Origin of the sequence: Clostridium sediminicola (assembly GCF_050402865.1) — a bacterium.
Lineage (GTDB): Bacteria > Bacillota > Clostridia > Clostridiales > Clostridiaceae > Clostridium_AF > Clostridium_AF sediminicola.
On record NZ_BAABMF010000004.1, the window covers coordinates 258280 to 281888 of the forward strand.

18 protein-coding genes are annotated in these 23609 nt (G+C 30.3%); 17 read left to right on the top strand and 1 reads right to left on the bottom strand.

Translation table 11 applies throughout. From position 1 onward, the window contains the following. The first annotated feature begins 121 nt into the window (after positions 1-121). The 3 genes from ACQ3F0_RS09965 to ACQ3F0_RS09975 all read left to right on the top strand — a co-directional run bounded on the left by ACQ3F0_RS09965 (position 122) and on the right by ACQ3F0_RS09975 (position 2302). Positions 122-1015, top strand: coding sequence for a phosphatase domain-containing putative toxin (locus tag ACQ3F0_RS09965; protein WP_428865082.1), 894 nt, complete (start codon positions 122-124; stop codon positions 1013-1015). A 217-nt stretch (positions 1016-1232) separates the two neighbouring features. Continuing rightward, a complete protein-coding gene (locus ACQ3F0_RS09970; protein ID WP_428865083.1) occupies positions 1233-1442 on the top strand; it encodes a hypothetical protein in 210 nt (69 codons plus the stop codon). Beyond that, positions 1439-2302 carry a PD-(D/E)XK nuclease domain-containing protein gene (locus ACQ3F0_RS09975; protein ID WP_428865084.1) on the top strand — a complete coding sequence of 288 codons (864 nt, stop codon included), beginning with the start codon at positions 1439-1441 and terminating at the stop codon, positions 2300-2302. Before ACQ3F0_RS09970 ends, ACQ3F0_RS09975 begins: the two co-directional genes overlap by 4 nt. Before the next feature lie 38 nt (positions 2303-2340). Here the strand turns inward: ACQ3F0_RS09975 and ACQ3F0_RS09980 are convergent, their stop codons facing one another. Next, a complete protein-coding gene (locus ACQ3F0_RS09980; protein ID WP_428865085.1) occupies positions 2341-2652 on the bottom strand; it encodes a phosphoribosyl-ATP pyrophosphohydrolase in 312 nt (103 codons plus the stop codon). Positions 2653-2965: 313 nt separating this feature from the next. Between ACQ3F0_RS09980 and ACQ3F0_RS09985 the strand changes: the two genes are divergently transcribed. From ACQ3F0_RS09985 to ACQ3F0_RS10050, 14 genes are all read left to right on the top strand, one after another. After that, a complete protein-coding gene (locus tag ACQ3F0_RS09985) occupies positions 2966-3613 on the top strand; it encodes a hypothetical protein (RefSeq protein ID WP_428865086.1) in 648 nt (215 codons plus the stop codon). 1185 nt (positions 3614-4798) lie between these two features. Continuing rightward, positions 4799-5299: a DUF3990 domain-containing protein gene (locus ACQ3F0_RS09990; protein WP_428865087.1), complete on the top strand. Its 501-nt coding sequence runs from the start codon at positions 4799-4801 to the stop codon at positions 5297-5299. After that, positions 5292-5528, top strand: coding sequence for a hypothetical protein (locus ACQ3F0_RS09995; protein ID WP_428865088.1), 237 nt, complete (start codon positions 5292-5294; stop codon positions 5526-5528). The genes ACQ3F0_RS09990 and ACQ3F0_RS09995 overlap by 8 nt, the downstream gene beginning before the upstream one ends. A gap of 11 nt (positions 5529-5539) precedes the next feature. Beyond that, on the top strand, positions 5540-5743 hold the full coding sequence (locus ACQ3F0_RS10000; RefSeq protein WP_428865089.1) for a DUF3791 domain-containing protein: 204 nt from the start codon (positions 5540-5542) through the stop codon (positions 5741-5743). Positions 5744-6045: 302 nt separating this feature from the next. Next, entirely contained in the window at positions 6046-6531 is a 486-nt protein-coding gene (locus ACQ3F0_RS10005; protein WP_428865090.1) for a phospholipase D-like domain-containing protein, read from the top strand. Positions 6532-6579: 48 nt separating this feature from the next. Further along, complete coding sequence (locus tag ACQ3F0_RS10010) at positions 6580-6738, top strand: hypothetical protein (protein ID WP_428865091.1); 159 nt, start codon at positions 6580-6582, stop codon at positions 6736-6738. A gap of 38 nt (positions 6739-6776) precedes the next feature. Further along, a complete protein-coding gene (locus ACQ3F0_RS10015; RefSeq protein WP_428865092.1) occupies positions 6777-7130 on the top strand; it encodes a DEAD/DEAH box helicase family protein in 354 nt (117 codons plus the stop codon). A gap of 209 nt (positions 7131-7339) precedes the next feature. Further along, entirely contained in the window at positions 7340-10465 is a 3126-nt protein-coding gene (locus tag ACQ3F0_RS10020; RefSeq protein ID WP_428865093.1) for a UvrD-helicase domain-containing protein, read from the top strand. Further along, positions 10465-13131: a hypothetical protein gene (locus ACQ3F0_RS10025; RefSeq protein WP_428865094.1), complete on the top strand. Its 2667-nt coding sequence runs from the start codon at positions 10465-10467 to the stop codon at positions 13129-13131. The genes ACQ3F0_RS10020 and ACQ3F0_RS10025 overlap by 1 nt, the downstream gene beginning before the upstream one ends. Positions 13132-13142: 11 nt before the next feature. Continuing rightward, on the top strand, positions 13143-16520 hold the full coding sequence (locus ACQ3F0_RS10030) for an SNF2-related protein (protein ID WP_428865095.1): 3378 nt from the start codon (positions 13143-13145) through the stop codon (positions 16518-16520). Then, entirely contained in the window at positions 16513-18936 is a 2424-nt protein-coding gene (locus ACQ3F0_RS10035) for a DEAD/DEAH box helicase (protein ID WP_428865096.1), read from the top strand. The genes ACQ3F0_RS10030 and ACQ3F0_RS10035 overlap by 8 nt, the downstream gene beginning before the upstream one ends. Positions 18937-18946: 10 nt before the next feature. Next, positions 18947-19738 carry a hypothetical protein gene (locus ACQ3F0_RS10040; protein ID WP_428865097.1) on the top strand — a complete coding sequence of 264 codons (792 nt, stop codon included), beginning with the start codon at positions 18947-18949 and terminating at the stop codon, positions 19736-19738. Further along, complete coding sequence (locus ACQ3F0_RS10045; RefSeq protein ID WP_428865098.1) at positions 19735-22839, top strand: hypothetical protein; 3105 nt, start codon at positions 19735-19737, stop codon at positions 22837-22839. Before ACQ3F0_RS10040 ends, ACQ3F0_RS10045 begins: the two co-directional genes overlap by 4 nt. Next, on the top strand, positions 22829-23512 hold the full coding sequence (locus ACQ3F0_RS10050; RefSeq protein WP_428865099.1) for a hypothetical protein: 684 nt from the start codon (positions 22829-22831) through the stop codon (positions 23510-23512). The genes ACQ3F0_RS10045 and ACQ3F0_RS10050 overlap by 11 nt, the downstream gene beginning before the upstream one ends. Positions 23513-23609 lie beyond the last annotated feature (97 nt).

Consider the following 23609-nt stretch of genomic DNA (forward strand, 5'->3'; position numbering starts at 1 on the left):
AGTATAAATATTTAATTTCTTTACTTGAACAACTTCTAGAATATGATAAGATAAGTAAGAAAATATAAAATTAATATTTCTATGCATTATTATATAAATGAGAGCGGGGAGGGAAGAATATATGATGAATAGAAAGAAAAAAATATGTGTAGTTACTTTTATAGTGATTATTAGTATATTTTTTATATACTTTAAAGATTTTTTTATAGGAAAATTTGATACAAATAGTATTAATCCTATTATTGATTCAACTAATATAGAACAATTGCCAAAAAACTTTCGTATGTGTAATAGTAATATAAAAGATGATGTGGTACAAAATTCAATTGGATTATCTGATTTGAAAATTTCTGGAAGTGGGCAATTTTCAGAGAATAGTTTAGATGTGATAAAAAAGGCAATAGATAGTAATTCCATAATTATTGTAGATCTAAAGCAAGAGCATCATGGATTTATAAATGGAATACCGATAAGTTGGGTAAATAAGAAGAATACATCCAACAAAGGATTAACTAAAGAGCAAATATTAGATAATGAAAATAATAAATTGGGTAGTATTGAAAATAACAAAGAAATATTAATTCAAAATCAAAAATTAATACCTACAAAGATACAAAATGAGAAACAATTAGTTGAGAATAATGGCATGTCTTATATACGTATACCTGTCACAGATAAAGAAAAACCAAGTGATGATATGGTTGATTATTTTGTACAATTTGTTCAATCCTTACCCCAAAATATCTGGGTACATTTTCATTGCGAAGAGGGAATTGGGAGAACAACTACTTTTATGGTAATGTATGATATTATAAAAAATGCTAAAAGAGTTAGCCTTGATGATATAATGAACAGGCAGGTTTTAATTGGTGGACAAGACTTGCTAGATGATACGGTTAATACATCTAAAAATGCAGAAGAAAGAAGTGAATTTATAAAAAAATTCTATGAATATGCACTTCAAAATGATGATAACTTTAAGATTACATGGTCTCAATGGTTAAAGACTAATTAAAATTTTATAAATAATTTTAAGACTTATCATTGATAGGTCTTATTTTTATCCCCAAAATTCAATTTAGAAAGGAGAACTTCTTATTAAATTCAAAAATAAGAAACTTTTAATAAGCCTGCTCATATTAGTGAGTGGCATACTATCTAATCTTTATTTTTCAACAATAATTCATCAGCTACTTTACTTTATTTAAGGGGAAAAACAAGAGGAGTCTTTTTTGATTTTATATCAAAAGAATATCCTGAAATATATGAAAAGTTACAAGTTCTATATAAGACAGGTGGCTAATAAGGCCTATAAGGATTCATTATATAAGAGAGTAAATAAATTGAAAGAGAAATATAATTTGTCAGGCAGTTATTCTAAGGCGATGAAGGAGAAAATGTATCAACCAGAATTGGAGAAGAGAAGAGTATCTATGATGTGAAGGATTGGTACAATAGATATAAATTTGGGGATTCTACAGTTTATAATCCTTGGTCTATTTTGAATTATTTAGACAATAGCGAAAGAGGAGCTATGCCCCACTGGGTCAATACAAGTAGTAATAATATAGTTAAAGAACTTTTGGCTAAAGGTGGAGAAGATATTAAAAAAGATCTTGAAGAACTTGTAAAGGGAAATAGTATAACTAAAAAGGTAGATGAAAATATAGTAATGGCTGATATTCACAGAGATAGTCAGAACCTGTGGAGCTTTTTATTTTTTACAGGATATTTGAAGCTAGTAAAAAATTCAGTAGAAATGGGACGTAATATATGTACCTTAAAAGTGCCTAACAAGGAAGCTAAATATTTGTTTGAAGATATTATTTTATCTTGGTTTAATGAGAATATAAGCAATGATAGGTATAATATAATGTTAAAGTCTCTTGTGAATGGGGATATAAAAGTATTTAGCAGAATACTTAGAGAATATGTTTTAAATAGTGTAAGTTATTTTGATACAGGAAAAAATGAGAGTGAGAAATTCTATCATGCTTTTGTACTTGGGCTACTGGTTTCATTATCTAATGAATATAGAGTGAAGTCCAACAGGGAAAGTGGATATGGAAGATATGACATAATGATAATTCCAAAAGATAAAAGTAAGATAGGAATAATAATTGAATTCAAAAAAGTTGATGATTATGATAACGAAACTTTAGAAATAGCTACAGATGAAGCGTTGAAACAAATAAAAGAAAAGAAATATAAACAAGAACTTTTAGATTTAGGAATAGAAAATATAATTGAGCTTGGAATTGCTTTTGAAGGAAAAGAGGTTTTTGTTAAGAAAGCAATATAAATTTAGAAAAGCAAAAATTTGCTTTTCTAAATTTGTAGCTAATCGTATACTTTTTCTAAAATTATTTTATCATCAAAACCACCACGATTGTCTCTTTTTTCATTCCTTTTTTCAATTAAATCATCTTCGGAATATCCAAGATTTTTTGCTAGAGCAAAAACTACTTCCATAATGTCAGCAAGCTCTTCTAGATTTTTATCCTCTAGATATTCAGAAACTTCTTCATTAAGTTTCGCTTCTAGCCTATTTGTATATTCTTCTTCAGTTGCTATATGAGTATCGAAGGATTTACTAGCAGCGGATATTATTTCTGGAATTTTATCTCGAATAAGTTTGTTATATATTTTCATTGAATGAGTTCACTCCTATATTGAATAATTTATATAAAAAAGTCTTCTAAATCATAGAAGATATGTATATTATATCAAAAATATAAAATATAACCTATTGTTAATTTTTTATGTATATCCTATTATTTTAATGTTATTATATAAAAAGATGTGGTTTCCATTACAAGCCTTAATAAGGAATATGGTAAAAATAAAGGGAAGTGAAAAATTTGGAGAACTCAATTTTTAGTTTTTAGAAATAACAGTTAAAAGGATAGGGAAGAGCTAATTAGTGAATTGATTATTAGAAAATAGTGAAGCAAGGAGAAAACAAATGAGAAATATATATGTTGTAATTTTTAGAGAAAACAAAATAATAGTTAAAAGTAAAAAGAGAAAAGAGATAATTGAATACAAGTTTGAAAATATTGATACATACCCCAATGTACCTCTTTATGCAAATTTATTTCAGGATAAGATTGATATAAATGAGGTAAGAAAAGATTTGAATAAGAGTTTTAAAGGGGATATATTAAAAAATACATTGATACTAAGACCTAAAGCTTTTGTATCATGGCCGGATGATACTACATATATAGATAAAAAAGCAATAACTGATTTCTTTTTTGAATTGTTTAAATCAACACCTCCTTTATTAGTAAATGAATGCACAAGCTTAACACCAATTGAAGAACAAGATTATATCTCTATATACAGATCATGTAGAATGTTTGTGATCACTTATATAAAAAGGAAAGGTATTGAAGCACAGAAGTTTATAGAAAATAAGGATTATACTGTTGATGAGATGAGGGTATTTATTAATAGTTTGCATGATGATTGTGTATTCAATAAACTTAATATTTATTTGAATGGTGAAGGTATGGAGAAGTATAGTGTTTTAGGTAAGGTTGTTGAGAAGGAAGAGTTGTTAGATAACTTATTGAAGTTGACAGAAGGGATAGTTAGAAAGAAAAAGTAATAGCTTATTCGGATGATATAATGCAAGTTGAGAATTATGAAAGCTAAAAATTTTCAAAAGCCAAAAATAGCTTTTCAGAAAAAGATACAATCAAACCACCACTATGGTGGTTTTTTTAATTTGAATAATAAAATCTGTAAAAAGCCTTAAATATTTTTTGATATTTTTGTTTTTCTATTCCATTAGTCGACAAGGGAATAGTCCAAATTGTGATAAAATATAATTCAGATATAAATGTAAGATAAGGATTAGTTTATATTACAAGACTCAATAAGGAATAAGGTAAAAATAGTGGTAAGTGAAAAATCCGGAGAGCTCAATATTGAGCTTTCAGAAAATATAACTGAAAAGAGAATAATATAGTCTCCTTTATTATGGAATCAGGGGTAAGACTTCTAGAGGAAGATTTTATCCAATTGGCTAATAAAAATATTCCTATAAGAATTATCACAGGTGATTATCTAAACATCACTCAGCCATCACTCTTTACCTAATAAAAGATATTTTTGGAGAAAAAGTAGACCTAAGATTCTATAAGGATAAATCCAGAAGTTTTCATCCAAAAGCCTATATTTTCAACTATGGTGAAGATGGGGAGATATTTATAGGTTCTCCCATAGATATCTCAGCTCAATAAATTATTTATACATGTACCATAACTCGTTGATACGCGAGATTTTGGAACATGTATAAATCAAATTTCGCGGTAGAATCTATAGATATGTCATTATCAGCTCTTACTAGAGGACTTGAGTGGAATTACAGGATTACCAAAAAGCATACTCAAAGAAATGGGTTTCAAATAAGAAAATTGAAAAAAGAGAAAAAGAACAGAGTAATATAATTTCAAAGCTAACAACTTTGATTACATAATAATAGATGCTGCTGTTATAATAGGACTAAATTAGGAAACCGTTTAAACACAAGAGGTTTACTGATTTAGTCCGTTTTTTATGCTTCCATGATGTAAAATAACTATGAAACAATGTATAGTTACTAAATAATTGATTAAAGCTTATTAGTGGGGTAAAATAATATTAGTTAGAAGTATGATTGTAACTAGTTATATTGGCAAAAATAAAGATAAGGTAGCACAAATTGCAGAATTAATAAAAAAGGGCAAATGCATTATAAAAATATGTAATCAGTACTTTTGAAAGAGCATAAAATAATGGGGGGATTATAGTGAATATCTATCATGGCAGTGATGTTGTTGTGAAAAAACCAAAAATTTTACAAAGTAATCGTCTGCTTGATTTTGGAATAGGTTTTTATACCACGAGTAATAAGGAACAAGCAACTCGTTGGGCAGAAAAGGTGAGTTTAAGAAATAATACAGGTGAAAAATTTTTGTCTATATATAACTTTGATATAGAAAATGCAAAAAAGGAACTTAACATCATAGAATTCACACAGCCTGATGAAAAGTGGTTAGAATTTATAACTGCAAACCGAAGAGGAAAAGAAATTTTAGAAGAATATGATATAATAATTGGTCCTGTAGCTGACGATAATGTATATTTGACTGTAAAACTTTTTGAAACGGGTGTGTTGGAAAAAGAAGAAGCCTTAAAAAGATTAAAAGTTGAGAAACTTTTTAATCAGATATTATTCCATACTAATAGAGCATTAAGCTTTTGCTTATTTGACCAATATATAGATTTGGGAGGGAAAAGTAATGGATAAAAATAAATTTGACGCGGTGTTTCCAATCATATCGGCTGCTCTTGTAGAAAAAATTGCGGTGGAATTAAATCTATCTGATAAAGATGCTGTTGCAGAATTATATTCATCCCTTCTATATGAAATGTTGGAAAAAGAGGAAACAAAGCTTTGGCAGTATAGCACAGAAAAACTTTTTGAAATGTTTTTAGAACAAAGAAACAGCGGAAAGATAAGCTTTCCGCAGGTATGAGGTGAGAAGTAATGAATAAAAGTATTGATTTTACAGTATTTTGTCTTGAAAGTTATAAGCAGTCACATAAACTAACTGGTAAAGCAGCACTTAAAATTTTTAATGATAACAAGGTTTTTGAATATATTAAATCTTTTTATGATGTGCTTCATTCAAATGGACAGGATTATATAGTGGAAGATATTGATGTATATATTAATTCAAGAAGAAATTGATACAAAATATTTTAAAAGTATAACGAAAAATATTTTATCTGCAAGTTAAAGATATATATTTATCTTGCAGTATTTTTATGTCTAAAAGTAGATTGAGTATTTGAAACCACCACTATGGTGGTTTTTTTAATTTGAATAATAAAATCTGTAAAAAGCCTTGAATATTTTTAAATATTTTTGTTTTTCCATTCCATGAGTCGACAAGGGGAATTGTCAAATTGTGATAAAATATAATTTAGATATAAATGTAAGATAAGGATTAGTTTATATTACAAGACTCAATAAGGAATAAGGTAAAAATAATGGTAAGTGAGAAATCCGGAGAGCTCAATATTGAGCTTTCAGAAAATATAACCGAAAAAAGAATAATAAATGATGTGATGGAGCAACCAATGCCTATCCACAAAACTATAGAAGAAACAGATAATCAAAACTGTATCACTGGGGATAAAGACCATCTTCACAACTACCTAAAAATAGCCATAGCAAAAGCCACCAGTGTAGATATAATAGTATCTTTTATTATGGAATCAGGGGTAAGGCTTTTAGAAGAAGATTTTATCCAATTGGCTAATAAAAATATTCCTATAAGAATTCTAACAGGTGATTATCTAAACATCACCCAGCCATCAGCTCTATACCTTATAAAAGATATTTTTGGAGAAAAAGTAGACCTTAGATTCTATAAGGATAAATCCAGAAGTTTTCACCCCAAAGCTTATATCTTCAACTATGGTGAAGATGGTGAAATATTTATAGGTTCTTCCATAGATATCTCAGCTCAATAAATTATTTATACATGTACCATAACTCGTTGATACGCGAGATTTTGGAACATGTATAAATCAAATTTCGCGGTAGAATCTATAGATATGTCATTATCAGCTCTTACTAGAGGTCTTGAGTGGAATTACAGGATTACTAAAAAGCATACTCAAAGAAATGGGTTTCAAATAAGAAGATTGAGAAAAGAGAAAAAGAACAGAGTAATATAAAGAAATTATACAAGCCTCGTGGTGCTCAAATTGAAGCATTGTACGAGCTAAAGAAAACAAGACTAGATAATATGGATAAAGCCTTAGTTGTGGCTGCTACTGGGATAGGTAAGACATACCTCGCAGCTTTTGATTCAATTAAATTCAAGAGAATACTCTTTGTAGCTCACAGAGAAGAAATATTAATACAATCAGAAAGAAGTTTTAAAAATGTAAGACCAAAATCCAAAACTGGATTCTTATGCAAGGGTAAAAAAGAGCTGGAGTCAGATATACTCTTTGCCACAGTTCAAACCTTGGGAAAAAAAGAATACCTTAATAAAGAATATTTCAAAGCTAACCACTTTGATTACATAATAATAGATGAGGCTGTTATATTAGGACTAAATTAGAAATCTTCTTGCAACCAATAGCCAAGTGGAATATAATATATTATAAGGAAAATTGACTAAATTTTGTCACGGTAAATTGGAAATTAATTGTTATAATTGATATATTTGGTGGAGTACAACATCTAGTCGCCTAGATTTTGTACTCGTTTCAGTTATAAATCATAAATTAAGCAATGAGATGAGAATGGGTTGAAAAAGGAGTTAAATAAATGGCAAAAATAATAGATAAAGAGCCGAAGTACGAAGGTGAGAAAATAGTATGGAATGCTTTTTCGGCAAAACTTCCTCAACATTGGGTTGTTTATAATACTAGAAGTGTTAATGGTCGAGAATATGACTTTTGCGTTATGGCACCAAACTTAGGTTTGTTTATTATTGAGGTAAAGGGATGGGAACCATCAGGAATTCTTACCGTTGTTGATCAGAATACAATTTTTATTACTGGTAGAGAAGAAGCAGAAGACAGTCCGCGTGGACAAGCTAGAGGATATCGTTTTAATATGTTAAAGAAGATTCAAAAAGAATTGGGTATGAATCCACTGGTAATGAGTTTTGTATGCTATCCGTTGATTTCTGAACAGCAATATAGTGAAAAAGGGTTGAACATTGTTTCAGAGATTAATGAAACTATCTTCAAAGAAGACTTATTAGATTCTGCTAAACTTTTTCAAAAATTCACTGGACGTTATAATATTGATAAAGGTGCAAAACATGACGAATTAGATTCAAAAAGATTTGCTTTGTTAAGGCATAACTTTGAACCTAATTATGATTTAAAAATGGATGTAGAAGATCTGAATCCAGGATACTCAAGACTTAGAACTTTTAAAAATAAAATAAGTGATATAGAAGTTTGTGAAATTGTAGAGGAATACTTTAAAGGAATCAAGGAAATAGTTTTTGTTGACTCAAAAGAAACACTTTTAAAAATTAGTTCCATGATTGATAAGTACTTTGTTGAACGTAAAATACATCCGGAAAAAAATAATTTGTCAGTAGGTATAAAACCTATTGAACTTGAAACTCTGAAGGATAGTTTTAGTATTTTTAACTTGCAAGTTGAATTAATTTCTAATTTAGAAGAATATATTGACGAAGATCTATTGATAGAAGAAGGTCTATGTTCAGATGAAGAAAAGAAAATCATTAAGCAGCTTTCCGAAATTTCAGCATTTAATTTTCAACAATTTGAGATAGAACATTCACCGAGTGATAAAAATATATTGATTGCAGCTGGGGCAGGGACAGGAAAAACTTATTCGATGGTATCTCGTGTGGCCTATTTATGTAACAGAACAGCTGATGCGGTTGTGAACATATCTGGTGAAATAGCTATGATTACATTCACAAATGACGCAGCAGAAAATATGAAACGTAGAGTTAAGCAAATGTTTATAAATTATTTTGTTCTGACATCGAATGAAAAATTTATGCGTTTAATTGAAGATATGAGTCAAGTACAAATATCTTCAATTCATAAGTTTGCAATTTCTTTACTACAAAAAGATTGCATGAGAATGGGTTTGGGTTATGACAGTCAAATCTCGAATGAAACTTATAATAGAAAACAATTATATCATCAGTATTTAAATGAATACTTGGAAATAAAAAGTGAAGAGGACCCAGATTTTGTACGTCAACTAACTATGCCAACGTATAAACTTGAAGAACTTTTAATTGAATTTTGCGACAAACTCTATGACAGAAGTATTGATATTAAGCGACTTGAATTGAAAGACTTTGGTAATCCGATGGCATCAATACCATATTTTAATGAGCTTATAATGGATGTTGTTATAAAAGCAGAGAAAGACTATGCAGATGACCTTAAAGAAATGAATATGTTTGGACTACGTGAATGCATGATTCAGATTCATGATTTAGTTAGCAATGGGAAACTTATGAAACATAATCATAGATATAAATATGTTTTTGTAGATGAATTTCAGGATACGGATGATATTCAAATCGATACACTTACTGAACTGCAAAAATTGTTTGGTACCCAGTGTAGACTATTCATCGTAGGAGATTTGAAGCAAAGCATTTATAGATTTAGAGGAGCATCTCTAAGTGCTTTTAAACAAGTTAAAAGAATAAAAGGAATTGGGCAGTGGGTAGATTATTCATTGAATAGAAATTATCGAACAGATAGACGTTTGCTTGACATTTTCCATCAGGTTTTTTTAGAAATGGGAAACAATGGAATACTTCCATATATACAGGAAGATGATCGACTTAAAAGTCAGCTAGTTAAAGAATATATAGATGAGGATTTGATTAAGAAGGTAGATGTTCACAGCAAAGATAAAGAAAGCTTTTACGATGATTTATTTAAACAAGTTAAGAATCAAATAACAAAACTTGAAAAACTATGTGAATCAAAGAATTTATCTGCTGAAGAAAAGACAATTGCAATTCTTGTACGCTATAATTATCAAATTGCAAATATTGTTAAAGAAGCAGAGAAAAATGATATCGTTGATTATATTATAAGAGTAACTGAAGGAGGAGACTTGTATAGATTAAATTCAACATTTGATTTGTACAAGCTGGTTTTGTCGATTACACATCCCCATAATAAGGTATATTTGACAAATATAATTAAGTCTAATTTTGTTACATTAGATGTAAATATTGCTGAATTATCTGGTTATTCAAAAAAGAAAAAAACAGAAGAATTGATTAGATTGTTAAATGAGTATTTTATGTTGCATATGGGGAAAAACTGGAATCAATTAGTATCTGATTTCGATGTAAGACCTGTGCTTGTTGTTTTAAGAGATGTCTATGAGGCATGCAAACCATGGATACATTATAAAGATGAGGAATCACAAAAACAGTACAGAGAAAACTTTGACTGCCTTATTGAAAAGATAACTTATAAGTACTCTAGAGAGTATTTAACGATTAACAAAGTCTGTGATTTTCTGAAAATAAATATCACAACATACCAAGAAGAACCTTCAAGGAATACGAAGAATGAGACTGATGAAATACGTGTGATCTGTACAACTATTCATAAGTCTAAAGGTATGGAATATGGAACTGTCATACTACCCTTTACAAATGAAGATTGCTCAAACATTGAAGTGGGAGGTCTAAATGTAAATGTGATCAAAGGGAAAGTATCGTACAGTATATCTTCTAAAGGACAAGGGTCAGATTATAGTGGTGACTTTGATGAACAAAAGGAAATCAAAGAGAAAACATGTGAAGAGGCTAGAGTACTATATGTAGCAATGACACGAGCAATTCGGAACTTTGTTTGGTTAAATGATTTGGATATAGTTGAAGATGAAAGTTGGGGGAGTTATATGGAGGTAATAGGATAATGGCAATAATTATTTATACATATAGTAATCCATATAAGATTAATAGAGAGCCATATTGGGCAATGATAAAAAATAGCTTTCATTTATGCGTTTCACAGACATTAGTAAATGGATTAAGTAACAAATATAAAGAATTATACAATGGAAAATTAACAACTATTAATAGATTCATTAATCACTTACACAACGACTGGGAAAGTGATGCTCTTGCTATTAAACAGAGAGCTATTATTGATAATCTGATTGAGTACATGGATTTTCATGAGTTTGTTGAAGATATATCACCAGAAGATGTAGTGAGATCTCTTAAGAGAAACCGTGGCTATGTTTTAGATAGTGTTCGCATAATGATAGAACTAGGTATGGAGCCAAGTCATATAAAAAAGAGTGTTTTAACTTATGAGCAAAGATGTGTTGTTTCAATTTATGAGGAATTGATTAATACTAAGAACAAAGCCTTTCTATTAAAGAATGATTTTACTAATAAAGAAATTGATGACGCAATAATTAAAACTATTAATGAAGCGATTCAAGAAAATGATAAAAATCATGCAATTGATGAAATAAAAAAGGATACGATTGTTGTACATGGGATTCATCAGTTTTCACCTATAATTCTTAGAACTATTGAAAGTCTTAGTAAGTATAAAAACGTAATAATACTTTTTAGTTATCAGCAAGACTATAAAAACGTATATCAAACTTGGCTTAATGTGTACTCTTGGTTTGAATCAAAAATCATAGTTCCTGCTCAAAATTTTAATAATGATAGTCAAGCATTTGTAGGAGGGAAAATAGCTGATAATATGGCAGCTATGATCTCAGGAAGTACTTCGGCAATAGATTTTACAGAACCTATTGAGATAATGGAATTTGACAATCAAACAGAGTTTGCAGGATATATCGCTAGAAAATTTGAAGATGCAGAGAATAAAAGGGCGCAAAATGGGTATATACATTCTGCACTATTTTATATGGAAGAACAAATCTATTCAGCAAATAGTAAGGTGAATGATGTACTCAAGATTTATTTTCCAGAACAATTTGGTGAAAGAAATTTTTTGGAATATCCAATCGGTCATTTCTTTATCTCTATTACAAACATGTGGTCTCCAGATACAAAATCGATGTGTATTAGTGACATTAAAGATGTTTATGAGTGTTTAACATGTGGAGTTATTGAAGAGCAATATGCTGGAAGTCTTGTTTCTACTCTAGATAAATGCAAATTATTTTTCTCAAATGAAACTACATTGACAGGTATCATTAAAAGGTTGAAGAGGCTGAAAAGAAGAATTGATGATATAGATGGAGATCCTCAGGAAAAAGAGGAATTGAAAAGAGTCGATTATTATGATGTATCTGTTATAGAGATCGATTATCTTATTAAAGCTTTAAGAGAATTAAATAGCATAGCAGAGCAATTTTTCATCGATTTTAATAATCAACAAAATGATTTTAATACATTTTATAAGAAGATTTCTGATGTATTGAAATCAAAGGTATTAGAAAAAGAGGATTTGGATGATGAATTTAAAGACATAGTACAAAGAGTATTGATTCGCTTGAATGAGGTGGAAGATATTGAGGCAAGTGCGTCATTTGATTGCCTTAGAGAAACTATGCAGCTTTATTTACGCCAAACTCCAAAAGAGGGGAAAGGTGCAAATTGGATTGTTAGAAATTTCGAACAGATTGATGGTGATGTACTTCGTAAAAACCATAAGGATTATGAAAAAATATATCATTTTGCCTGTTTATCAGACCAGGATATGAGCATTACACATAGAGATGAGTTCCCTTGGCCACTAGATATTGAATTTTTCGAGGTTGCACAAGCACCTGTAGATTGGAAGTACCAAGTATATGTAACATCACGTATGGAATATAAAAATTTTAGGCGATATGCATTGGTTTATGGCCTAGCATTTAGCAAGTGTAAAGTAAAACTCAGCTACATAAGGAATGAAATTGATAATGAAAGAGAATTATATTATTTACTAAAAATTCTTGGTGGTAAAGTTATACCATATGAGCCAGATTGTGTTGATGGACGCATAAAGAATGGGAGATTTATAAATATTGATCAGCCTGTATATGAGCAATTTTCGCAGTATGATTTAATGAAGTATCGTTTATGTAGTTTTAGATTTCTACTAGAAACTGTTATCGAAGGTGGAAGTGTGTACAAAGATGATTTTTTGATGAAATTATATATGGCAGTGATTCTTGAACATAGAGCTCGTAGACATTTCTCTGGAAAGAGTTATGTAAAAAATATTGTTTACGGATATTTGGCTGAAGAAATGGAATCACTTGCTTTAGATTTCCCATTTATGAATCAGTTAGATATGGTTGATACAATAAGAGTTGCTTCTGATTATATTGAAAAGCAGGCTGTGAATAATGGTAAGTTCACTAAACTGCAAAATAAAGAATATGATTATATGATAAAAAGAGAAAATTTCTTATATGTACCAATTGGTAAACGTGCAAATGAGCATGATAAAGAGATATTCAAAAATGCAACACAGTCGGAAGTGGATGATGTATTATGTGATGATAATTTATCTAAAGATAAGTATTATAAAAGGTTGAATACTCTATGTGAAAAATGTACAGAAAAGGATATTTGTCTTGAAGTGTTTAAAATAAAGAAAAACTAGGAGGGAATGCAATGATCGAAAAGGGAATGTTTGTAAGATGTCCAATTGATAGAGAACATCCATTGAATCCTAGGGTATTTGCCACGGGGAAAGTAGTAAGTGTAAATAATTTCAACGAAACAGCTCACATAAAATTTGAGGATCCATTTGGTCATAAAAAATATTTTGATTTTATACCTGATGAAGTTGAAGAAGTGCCAATTGATGCTCTTGAACATTGTCACATTTATAAGAGGTCTTTAGTTAAAGTTGGAGATAAAATTGCTACTATTGTTGAGTATAGAGGGAAGTTTGAAGAGGGATTCGAGTATTATTTACAGGATAATGATACTAAAGGCCACCTTTGTTTAGGAGAAGAGGAAATAACAGCATCTTTTTTTTCAGGTAGTGCAAATCCTAGCCAACAATTGAAAAATTATGAGTTTCAAAATCCTTGTTGGTATTTAGGTAGACAAGTTGTGAAAGAAACAATGAATATACTTGATAATTCAATATTTGGTTTTAAAGAATTAGCTGGTTGTAAAATTTATTTGAAGGCATTTCAATTAAATACAATAATGCAATGTCTACAAAGTGATACTTGTAGATATATGTTGGCTGATGAAGTAGGATTAGGAAAAACGATAGAAGCATGTTCGGTATTAAAAATATATTTATTAAACAATACTGATGGTAATGTGTTAATAAGCGTGCCGAGAGCACTGGTGCCACAATGGAGAACTGAACTCCTTTTTAAATTTGGAATAATTGAAGGAGAAAATGAAAGTTCAAATCATATTTCTTTAATGGCTGTTGAAGATTTAACTAGTATGAATTGTGAAAAGAGTTGGGACTTTGTTATTGTTGATGAGGTACATAATTACTTAAATGAGTTTAGTTTATATAAAAAGTTACATATACTTAGTTTAAATTCTGAAAATGTAATTTTACTTAGCGCAACACCTATTCAACAACGAAAAGAAGAATATCTAAATTTATTAAGACTTATTTTACCTGAAAAATATGATGAAATATCTATTGAGGAGTTTTCGGAATTAGTAGAAAAGCAAAACAAAATCTCTAGGATGGCGCATTCAATTTTAGATGGTATTGACAGTTTTAAGAATGAACTTCTTCAAGAAGTGGACGAGGGGGATCTATATGATAATGAGGATATTCAAGATGAGTTAGAAGAAATTCAAGAATCGTTAGAAGAATTATCAACTATTATAAGTGATCAAACATTAACAAATATGATAGACAATTTAGATACTGAATCAGAAGATTTTGGAATGTATTCAATACAAGTTATTATTTCTTATATTTGTGATAACTATCAGATAGAAAGAAATATTATACGAGGCAGAAGAGCAATTTTAGGTGTGTATCCAAAGAATCTTGATGGAGAGTTTTCTGAAAGAAAACTTGAAGAACTTATCTACACAATTGATGAAGAAAACACGTATTATGAAAATGAAGCTTATCGTACATTGATGGAATGGATATTGACTATTCAAGATGAGTTGGATAGTGAAAAAATAATCACAACAATAAGACCTTTGTTAGAAACTTTTTTTAGTTCTCCTTGGGCTTATAAAGCTATGTTAGACCAAATAAGTCTTGGAAATATGATCCCAGATAATGTAGTTAGGAGTGCTGAACGTTGGGTTGTAGATGAAGATGAAGCTATTGAAAATATAGCAGATTTATTAGATGATGTAAACGAACATCCATCACGTCTGATTAAGTTACTATATTTCATTGATACAGAACTATTTGGCAAAAAAGTTGTTATATTTACAGATTATATTGAAACATTTAATGTTTATTATAACCTCCTTAGAGAGATGTATGGCGATGAGGTGACAGGTTTTTCAAAAGAGATTGACATATTAGAATCTGAAATGAATATATATCGTTTTCAGTCTGATCCAGAATGTAAAATCCTTGTTTGTGATAAGACAGGAGGAGAAGGAAGAAATCTTCAAATTGCGGATTATGTAGTGCATATAGATTTACCATGGAATATAAATACAATTGAACAGAGAATAGGAAGACTTGATAGGTTAGGCCGTGATGTTGAGTCTCCAGTGACATCTGTTGTTGTTCATTCAAACAATAGTTATGAGGATCAACTCTTTAAGTTCTGGAATGAAGGGTTAAATGTATTCAAACAATCTTTAAGTGGGTTGGAGATCATCATGAATGATATAAATCAAAAGATTATTGATTCGATTAAAACAGATTTTGAATTTGGATTATATAGGTTAATTCCAGAGTTAATAAAAGAAGCGGAGGAGATGAGAGAAACAGTATATAGGGAACAGATCTTTGATACTACTGCATTAAGGTTTCGTCCACTGTATATTGAGCTTGAGAAGCTTCTAGCTAATTATCAATTTAATGAGAATAAGCTATTCACAGAGACTATGATGAGTTGGGCATCTTTAGCGGGATTTGGAAAATTAAGACAAGGAAAGGACAGTTCATTATTCTCATTCGATGAAAATAGTTTTTCAATTAGATCAGCACAGAACTCATTTTTAATCCCTCCAGATTGGGAAAATTACTTATCAAAGAAACAGAATGAAACTGTAATCAGAGTTCAAAGAGGTGTTGAAGCGGAAAACGAAAAGAATATATCTCATAATAATAGGATGATAAAAGGAACTTTTGATAGAGATACTGGAATAAAAAATGATTACATTCACTTTTATGCTCCAGGTGATGAAATATTTGACTGTATTGTGGATAATGCATTGTATTCATATCGTGGTATGTGTACAGCCTTTGCTGCTGAAGCATCTGTTGAATGGAAAGGATTTATTTATACCTATTCAATTGAACCAAATGAAAGGTTATTATTAGACGAAGGAATATCTTTATACAATCTTGGAATGTTTAGGCAATATTTAGCAACGTCCATTCAAGTTGTACCAGTACCATTTTCTGCTTATAATGATGTTGATGAGAAAACTGTGTTATCTGAGCATAAGCGTATTTCACAAATGGGCTATTTTAACAGATCTGACTCAATAGACCACCTTGGAAGAAGAGGAAAAGAAGATGGATTCTTAAGAATCCCATCAAGATCTAGATCAAGTAATATTGAATGGTTTAAAGGACAATACGGAGATGAAAGATGGGAACAATTTGTTGATAAAAGTTATAATATTTCATACAAAAATGCAAAAAAGAAATTTGTAAAGGAATCAAATTTAGCGGGTGCAAAAGAGATGATTGAGCAATTAATTTCAACAAGAGAATCAAGGATGAGCTATTTTGGTGAAGACTGTTATGAGTCAATTGATGAACTTAAGAGACAATATGAGATAATCTATGAGAGTTTAACAAAGCCAATCATAAGGATAGAATCTGCAAGTTTTGTGTGGTTAGTGAATAATGAATAAGACAGATATAATAAATAAAGTAGAATCTATAATTAACGGTGAATTAAATATAGATGAATCTATTAAAGTAGATAATAATGATAACTCAGTTGACACATTTTTTGAAAGCACGGCTATTAGGTTAGTTAAGACATATATTAACTATATTAATGGGTTGTGTGGACATTCAGACTACTTAGTATCACTACGTAATTTTATGCTTGTTTATCAAACATCACTAAGGGTAAATAACTTAGATATTCCAGATAATAATGAATTTGGTATATTTAAAGATTCTATATCTCATAAGTATTATGCATCATATAGCATACCAGCATCAATAAAATTTGATTCATTCGTCAAGGATTCATTTATTGATGTGAGTACAGAGGAGCCGACTAATGAAACAAAATATTTATTAAGGACAAACAGTTATATACGTAAGGTGACAGGGTTTGATTACTTCAAATCGATGGAACAAAAACTTTGTGTTTACGGAGCTTTAAATACTCCAGCAGGATTCACAACACTAGTATCAATGCCAACTGGTGGGGGAAAAAGTTTAGTAACACAAGCTTTAGGATATGAGACAATTGGTTTAACTATAGTTATTGTTCCCACGGTTTCTCTGGCAATTGATCAAGTAAGAGTTGCAAAGAAAAATATTAGGTGTATAAAAGAAAATGAAGTGTTTTGTTATTATAGCGGAGTGAAAAATTTCTCTGAAATATCAAATGCAATAAAAGATCAAACTGCAAAACTACTGTTTATTTCTCCAGAAGCACTTATAAAAAATAATCAGTTTAAGCAACTTATAGGTAATGCAAACCAAAGTAAGTATATCAAGAATATAGTTGTTGATGAGGCACATATAGTTGTGGCATGGGGAGATTTTTTCCGTGTTGATTATCAATGTTTAGGGCCGTGGAGAAGAGAGTTATTAAAGGTAAATCCTTCAATTAGAACATTCTTACTATCTGCAACATTTAGAGATGACACAGTTATTACTTTAAAAAGATTTTTTTCTAGTGAGGATAAGTGGATAGAAATTCGTTGTGATTCTTTAAGAAGAGAACCTCGATATATTTTGGAGAAAGCCAAAAATTATCATCACAAGAAAGAATGTGTATTACGTTTTGTGAATTTATTACCAAGACCAATGATTTTGTATGTGAATGCGCCATATCAAGCAAAAATGTGGAAGGACTTTCTAGAAAGGTATGGTTATGGTAACATCAGAACATTTACGGGTGATACTAAATCTGATGATAGAGAAAGATTAATAAAATCTTGGGGAGAAAATGAGTATGACTTAATGATAGCAACATCAGCTTTTGGAGTTGGAGTGGACAAAGCAGATGTAAGAAGCGTTATTCATTTATATGTTCCAGAAAATCCGGATTCCTATTATCAGGAGTTAGGTAGAGGGGGTAGAGATGGATTGCCTTGTCTTAGTGTTATGTGTGTGGAAGATAGTGATATTAATGAAGGTGTAAAACACATAACAAAGGTTTTAAAAAAGGATACATTTTGGGGACGTTGGTGGAGTATGTATACTAATCCGCAGAATCAGTGGCAAGGTGGATTAATTGCAACAATGGCATCTACAAAACCTCATTATAATAAGATTAACTATTTTGAAGAGGGAAATGATACCGATGAAAAATGGAACATAAATGTTCTTCTTTTGTTAAGTAGATATCATCAAATTGAGATAGTAGCTTTAGACTTAGATGAAAAGAATAGGTATATGTTTACAATCAAAATTTTGAATGATTTATTAATGCAAAACACAGATGAATCAAAGCATTTATTTGAAGCTATCAGAGATAAAGAAGCTAATAAAGCAAGGAGTACTTTTAATCTTTTAAAGATGGCAATTGCCAAGAAGGATAAATTATGTTGGTCAGAAATGTTTTTTGATACTTATCCATTAGTTTCTGAATATTGTCCAGGTTGTAATTATCATGAAAATATAGTTGCAGATGAACTAAGGCGTTTTCCACTACTCGAGGATGTAACTGGTCCTGAAAAGCTACTATCTGCGGAGATGATAGACTTTTTCTCTGGTACTAAAGAGGCGTTAATAATAACTGATTGTGAATACTCAGAGATAATAAATGAGTATAAGCCTGATGTTATCGTATGTGAAGACATTGTACAGGATGATAATATGTTATTCGCTGATATAAATTACATGAATTTTGCAGAGTTTAGGGATATGTTGACTAGAGATAATGGATTCTATATCTCAGGGTTGATTATGCCATTTTACAGTAGTTCTCCCAGTGTTGCAAAGGAAGAATATCATACAATGTATAAGTATATTAATAAAAAAGGGTATATCATACATGTCACAGGAAAAGATTTCATGATATCTAATGTAACAGGGAAGATGCTTTCAGAGCAAATTGGTGGTACTGTAATAAAAAAATAGGAGGGTAAACATGTTTATTGGAAATATGGTTACTGAAGCTATACCTAAAAGAGTTTATTCATTGTATAGGATAGCAACAAGTAAAAAGGAAATAACTAGAACAGAAGTACAAGGGATGTTGGAGCCAAAAGGAATATACAAAGGGAGTTCGTATTTTTCAGTCATATTAAAAGCTGCTACAGAATTGAGATTAGTCGAAGTACAAGATAATATCGTTATTCCGTTAGTTAAAAAAGAACAGTTAAAAAATTTTGATGAATTTAGACTGTATGCAATATCAAAACTTGAAAGTTTTCAAGATGGGCAATTTTATAAATGTACAAATGTTATTGTGAATATGAATGATGGTGTATATAAATATTCTTCAATATCTGATAAGGATATGTTGAATATAATATCATCCCATGCGAAACAGCAGGTTACTGCACCTATGTTACGGGGGTGGAGATTTTGGGCACAGTTCTTTGGTTTTGGTTATATGAATAATATGGTATTTTTACCTAATGCTTATACATTTGTTAAAGGTGTTCTTAAGTTGCTACGCTTAGAAAAAAATAAAGAGTATAAGATAGATGATTTCATGATTAGATTTAATCAATATGGTAAAATTTTATCTGGAAATCTAAAGCCGGATAGAAATATGAATATTGCGTTATCAAGTGCTTTAAGAGAGTTGCACGATAATGGAGAAATTGAGTTAGTATATAGTAGTGATGCTGAAAGTAGATGGGTATTATATCCTTCAAATGAAGCTTTTAATGAACAGGTTGCCTCAATTATTTATAAGGGGGTAAAACGATGAATAATGAAATAGCAAGACAAAGATATAAAGATGTGTTTCTGCCAGATGTAATTGATAACTCAAAAGGAGATTTTTTGGCAAAACATGTACCAATGAAAAATCTTTTTTTTACTGATCATGATGAACTGTTAGAGAATGACAAAAAGCACTCTTTATCTGAAGAACAATTATATGAAATGATATTTTCTCAACATGACGAAGATCAATTTGTATTGGTTAAAGGTGCCAGCGGTGCAGGTAAATCTCATCTAATAAGATGGTTTGATTATATGCTAGAAATACATAAGCCTGATAGTGAAATTATTCTATATATACGTAGAGCAGATAATACGTTAAAAGGTACAATTAGACAATTGCTTGATTTAGAACAGGTTAAAAATCTTCCGAATAAAGATTTATATAAAAAACTAGCATCTGCTTCTACAACAGTGCCAGAACTGGAACTAAAGAATACAATCTATTATGGTTTCGTAAACTTGATTGAAAGCGATGATGGAAAAGCAGGAAACGGTGAAGAAAGATTTATAAGTAATGTTAATAGAAAACATCTTGTAACCTTATTACAAAACTCAACGTTTAAAGATAGGTTAATGGAATCAGGAGGACCTATTGACCGGATTTATACAAAGATTGCAGAGAATAAAACATTTGAGATTAATGACAAAGCGGCACAGTTTGAAGATGTAGATTTTGAAGTAGACTCAAAATTCAGAACGGAATTAATTAGTGTCGGTGCTGATAATAAAGCTCGTAAAATAGCAGACAAGTTATTAGACAATCCTGAGTTTGTTAGTAAAATTGTTATTTATGTAAATAAATTTGTTGAAAAGGTTATTCAAAGATGTACAGGTCTTGAACCTGGAGATTTGAGGGCTGTAATTGAAGAAATTCGACAGGAACTTCATAAGCAAGGCTGCACATTAACTGTATTAATTGAAGATATTACGGCTGCATCAGGGGTTGATGATTCTTTGCTGGATGCACTTTTAACTAACAAGAAAGGTTATTCTGATAAGAAGTTGTGCCGTATAAATTCGATTGTAGGTGTTGCTGATGGTTATTATAGAGATAATTTCAGAACAAATACTAAGGGCAGAATAAAACAGTTTATTATTGTTCCAGATGAGATGTTTAATGGAGATACTGATGGTTTAGTAGAATTTTTTGCAAGATATTTGAACACAGTATCTCTTGATAATGATACTATTAATTCTTGGGTAAAAGAAAAAGCAAATCCAGATTTATATCCAATACACGAGGTTACTCTAGGTAAAGGCTGGGATTATTATGAGTTGGGTGATAAAATGGTGAACTTATTTCCTTTCAGTAAGCGTGCAATAGTCTTTCTATATAGAATCCAAGATATTACACAGAGAAATCCTAGAGCAATAATGAGAAATTTAATTGAACCATACGTCAAGGATGCTTTAGATAATCTTGAAAACTACCCAGTTAAACGTACTACTTTAGAGGGAATTAATCCCAAACTCCAAAATAAAATATATAATCAAATTGACCTTGATGATAATACTAAGATTAGACTTTCTCATTTCATGTATATATGGGGAGATGGAACGGATAATATATTTGTCGATAAAGGCATACGTTACATAGCAGGGATACAAGAAAGTGTATATGAAGAAATAGGTCTTCCAATAATAGATGGTAAGACAGTTTCAAAACCTAAGATTGTACCCAAGGTTGAGAAACTAGTACCCAAGGATAAAAAAAGCAACTCAAGTACTAGTTCAATATTAGAGAATGAACAAGTTAGTATCGCATTGAAAGAAGTAGATAAATGGATAGAGGACAAAGAGTACAAATTAAGTATAGGTGCAACAACAAAGAATGTAAAAGCACTTAATGATGCAAGGAAAAATATTAATGAGTACCTATTCAATGTGATAGATTGGATTTCAGAAGGTGTTTCAATTGATGCGATGCATAAAATACGTAATAAGTATTTGGTGGCTTTTGAGAGACAAACAATGGAGAGTGATGCGGTAATATTATTGTCAGCATCAATCGAATCGAGAAAAATAATTGAAGCCTTTGTCAGGTGGAATGAAGTAGGAAAAAAATCTTGGGATTTCCCGAATTCAACAGATTATTTATATAGAGTTCAAAGGTGGACAAACGCTATTAAACCTCAAATTATTGACTCGGTAATCAATTATAAAGGTAAAGCTATAAACTATTTTTCTTATGCAGTTGCGGCAGAGTACTATAGATTAATATTGAATGGTTATTGTAAAAATTTTCAGAGCCCAAATAATTTTAATACAGAGATGTTGCTCAATCAAAATGAGGCTGTAATCGAAGAAGGTGGACACACTAAAACATGGAAAGATTTACAAAAAATTACAAGTACAAAAGATGGAGTAGACAATAGAAATTGTATTTTACAATACTATAACTTACCTCAAGGGAATGTGAAAGCTTCAACAAATTATGAGTTTGATTACGTTGAGTTTAATAAAGCTGTAAGAAAAGTAATCAATACAGGGCTAATATTTGAAGATGAAGATCTTCAATTGGATGATCCAGTGAGGAAGAGAAGACTCACAAGTGAATACCTAAAAAAAATACTAGACAGAGTGGATACAGTAGTAGAAGATGAACTTAAAACTATTTCTGAAAAAATGGGAATAATTAAAAGTATGATAGAAGTTGATGATATTGAGGACATAGAAGATATTAAAGACATTGTTAGAGATATAAATAAATTTTATAACCAAGCTCAAATAAGTCATATTAGTGTTGCAGTTCATGTTGATACTATACTAATCAAGAATTGCCAAAAGAACGCTGGCTCTATTTTGAATGCCTTAAAAGTAGCAGATGAAGTGCAAAAGCTTGAAAATTCAGTTGAAGCATTGATTAAATTAAGTAGAGATCCTTTGGCAGGTTTATCTTTATTTGTAAAACTAATAGAGCAAGTTAAGAAGGATGTAATGAAGGCAAATCAGGAGATTGAAATTCGAATGAAAAATAAATCAACTGGTCAAGGAGAAGAAATAACTGAATATGTGAATGAGCGTGATAAGATTGTCTATTGTAAGACAGTGATTGAGGAGGTGAAAAAACGAAATGTTAGGTGATGATATTAGGAAATCAATAAGGCAGCTGAAGCAGTTGGACATATTAGAATCAGCTGTACGTAATGAAGAATTGAAACTGAAAAATGATAATGAATTTTCAAACATAGTAAATGATTTTTCACTTTCTATGACTAAACTCTCGTTTGCATCAAATGAATTAGAATTTACAGTTACAGGTAAAATGTTGAAGAATTTGGATGAAGTTACTGAACGTTTGGAAAATGTTATTTCGGCAGGTGTAGTTAATGAAGAAGAACTAGTTGTTGCTAAAAGGAATGTAACTAGAAAGATAACACCAGGACTAGCTAAAGAGTGGAAGGCTTTTCATGAGGGAAGAACATCTGGGGTATATGGGAAACTAACTACAATTGGTAGCCTCATTTCAGATAAAGAAAAAATTTCATCAATACGTACAAACATTACCAATGGAAGCGAATGGACAGACTTATTGGTGAAAGATAATGGTATTAATACAAGACTTCAATTGTTGAAGAATGGAATAAGTGAAGTTGAGGAAATAGAAGAAAGTTTAGATTTAAGTGATGAAGTAAAAGAATTTGTGATTTCAGTGACACAAGGAAAAGCAAAAGTAACAGATATCAGTGATACAATTATTGAATGGATAAAGAATGAAAACTTAGAAGGTAGGTTTGTGATAAAGTTTAGGAATTAGAATGGAAATTCATTTGGTAATTCTTGTATTAAGTATAAGTAATAAATGTGTAGAGAGTAGAGCCTACAAATATTAAAATAGTATGTAAGCTCTACAC

What these genes read in the sequence shown, in the direction of transcription:
- ACQ3F0_RS09965 (WP_428865082.1), top strand. Translation starts at nt 122, where the DNA reads ATGATGAATAGAAAGAAAAAAATATGTGTAGTTACTTTTATAGTGATT.
- ACQ3F0_RS09980 (WP_428865085.1), bottom strand. Translation starts at nt 2,652, where the DNA reads ATGAAAATATATAACAAACTTATTCGAGATAAAATTCCAGAAATAATA.
- ACQ3F0_RS09985 (WP_428865086.1), top strand. Translation starts at nt 2,966, where the DNA reads ATGAGAAATATATATGTTGTAATTTTTAGAGAAAACAAAATAATAGTT.
- ACQ3F0_RS09995 (WP_428865088.1), top strand. Translation starts at nt 5,292, where the DNA reads ATGGATAAAAATAAATTTGACGCGGTGTTTCCAATCATATCGGCTGCT.
- ACQ3F0_RS10000 (WP_428865089.1), top strand. Translation starts at nt 5,540, where the DNA reads ATGAATAAAAGTATTGATTTTACAGTATTTTGTCTTGAAAGTTATAAG.
- ACQ3F0_RS10005 (WP_428865090.1), top strand. Translation starts at nt 6,046, where the DNA reads ATGGTAAGTGAGAAATCCGGAGAGCTCAATATTGAGCTTTCAGAAAAT.
- ACQ3F0_RS10010 (WP_428865091.1), top strand. Translation starts at nt 6,580, where the DNA reads ATGTATAAATCAAATTTCGCGGTAGAATCTATAGATATGTCATTATCA.
- ACQ3F0_RS10020 (WP_428865093.1), top strand. Translation starts at nt 7,340, where the DNA reads ATGGCAAAAATAATAGATAAAGAGCCGAAGTACGAAGGTGAGAAAATA.
- ACQ3F0_RS10025 (WP_428865094.1), top strand. Translation starts at nt 10,465, where the DNA reads ATGGCAATAATTATTTATACATATAGTAATCCATATAAGATTAATAGA.
- ACQ3F0_RS10030 (WP_428865095.1), top strand. Translation starts at nt 13,143, where the DNA reads ATGATCGAAAAGGGAATGTTTGTAAGATGTCCAATTGATAGAGAACAT.
- ACQ3F0_RS10035 (WP_428865096.1), top strand. Translation starts at nt 16,513, where the DNA reads ATGAATAAGACAGATATAATAAATAAAGTAGAATCTATAATTAACGGT.
- ACQ3F0_RS10040 (WP_428865097.1), top strand. Translation starts at nt 18,947, where the DNA reads ATGTTTATTGGAAATATGGTTACTGAAGCTATACCTAAAAGAGTTTAT.
- ACQ3F0_RS10045 (WP_428865098.1), top strand. Translation starts at nt 19,735, where the DNA reads ATGAATAATGAAATAGCAAGACAAAGATATAAAGATGTGTTTCTGCCA.
- ACQ3F0_RS10050 (WP_428865099.1), top strand. Translation starts at nt 22,829, where the DNA reads ATGTTAGGTGATGATATTAGGAAATCAATAAGGCAGCTGAAGCAGTTG.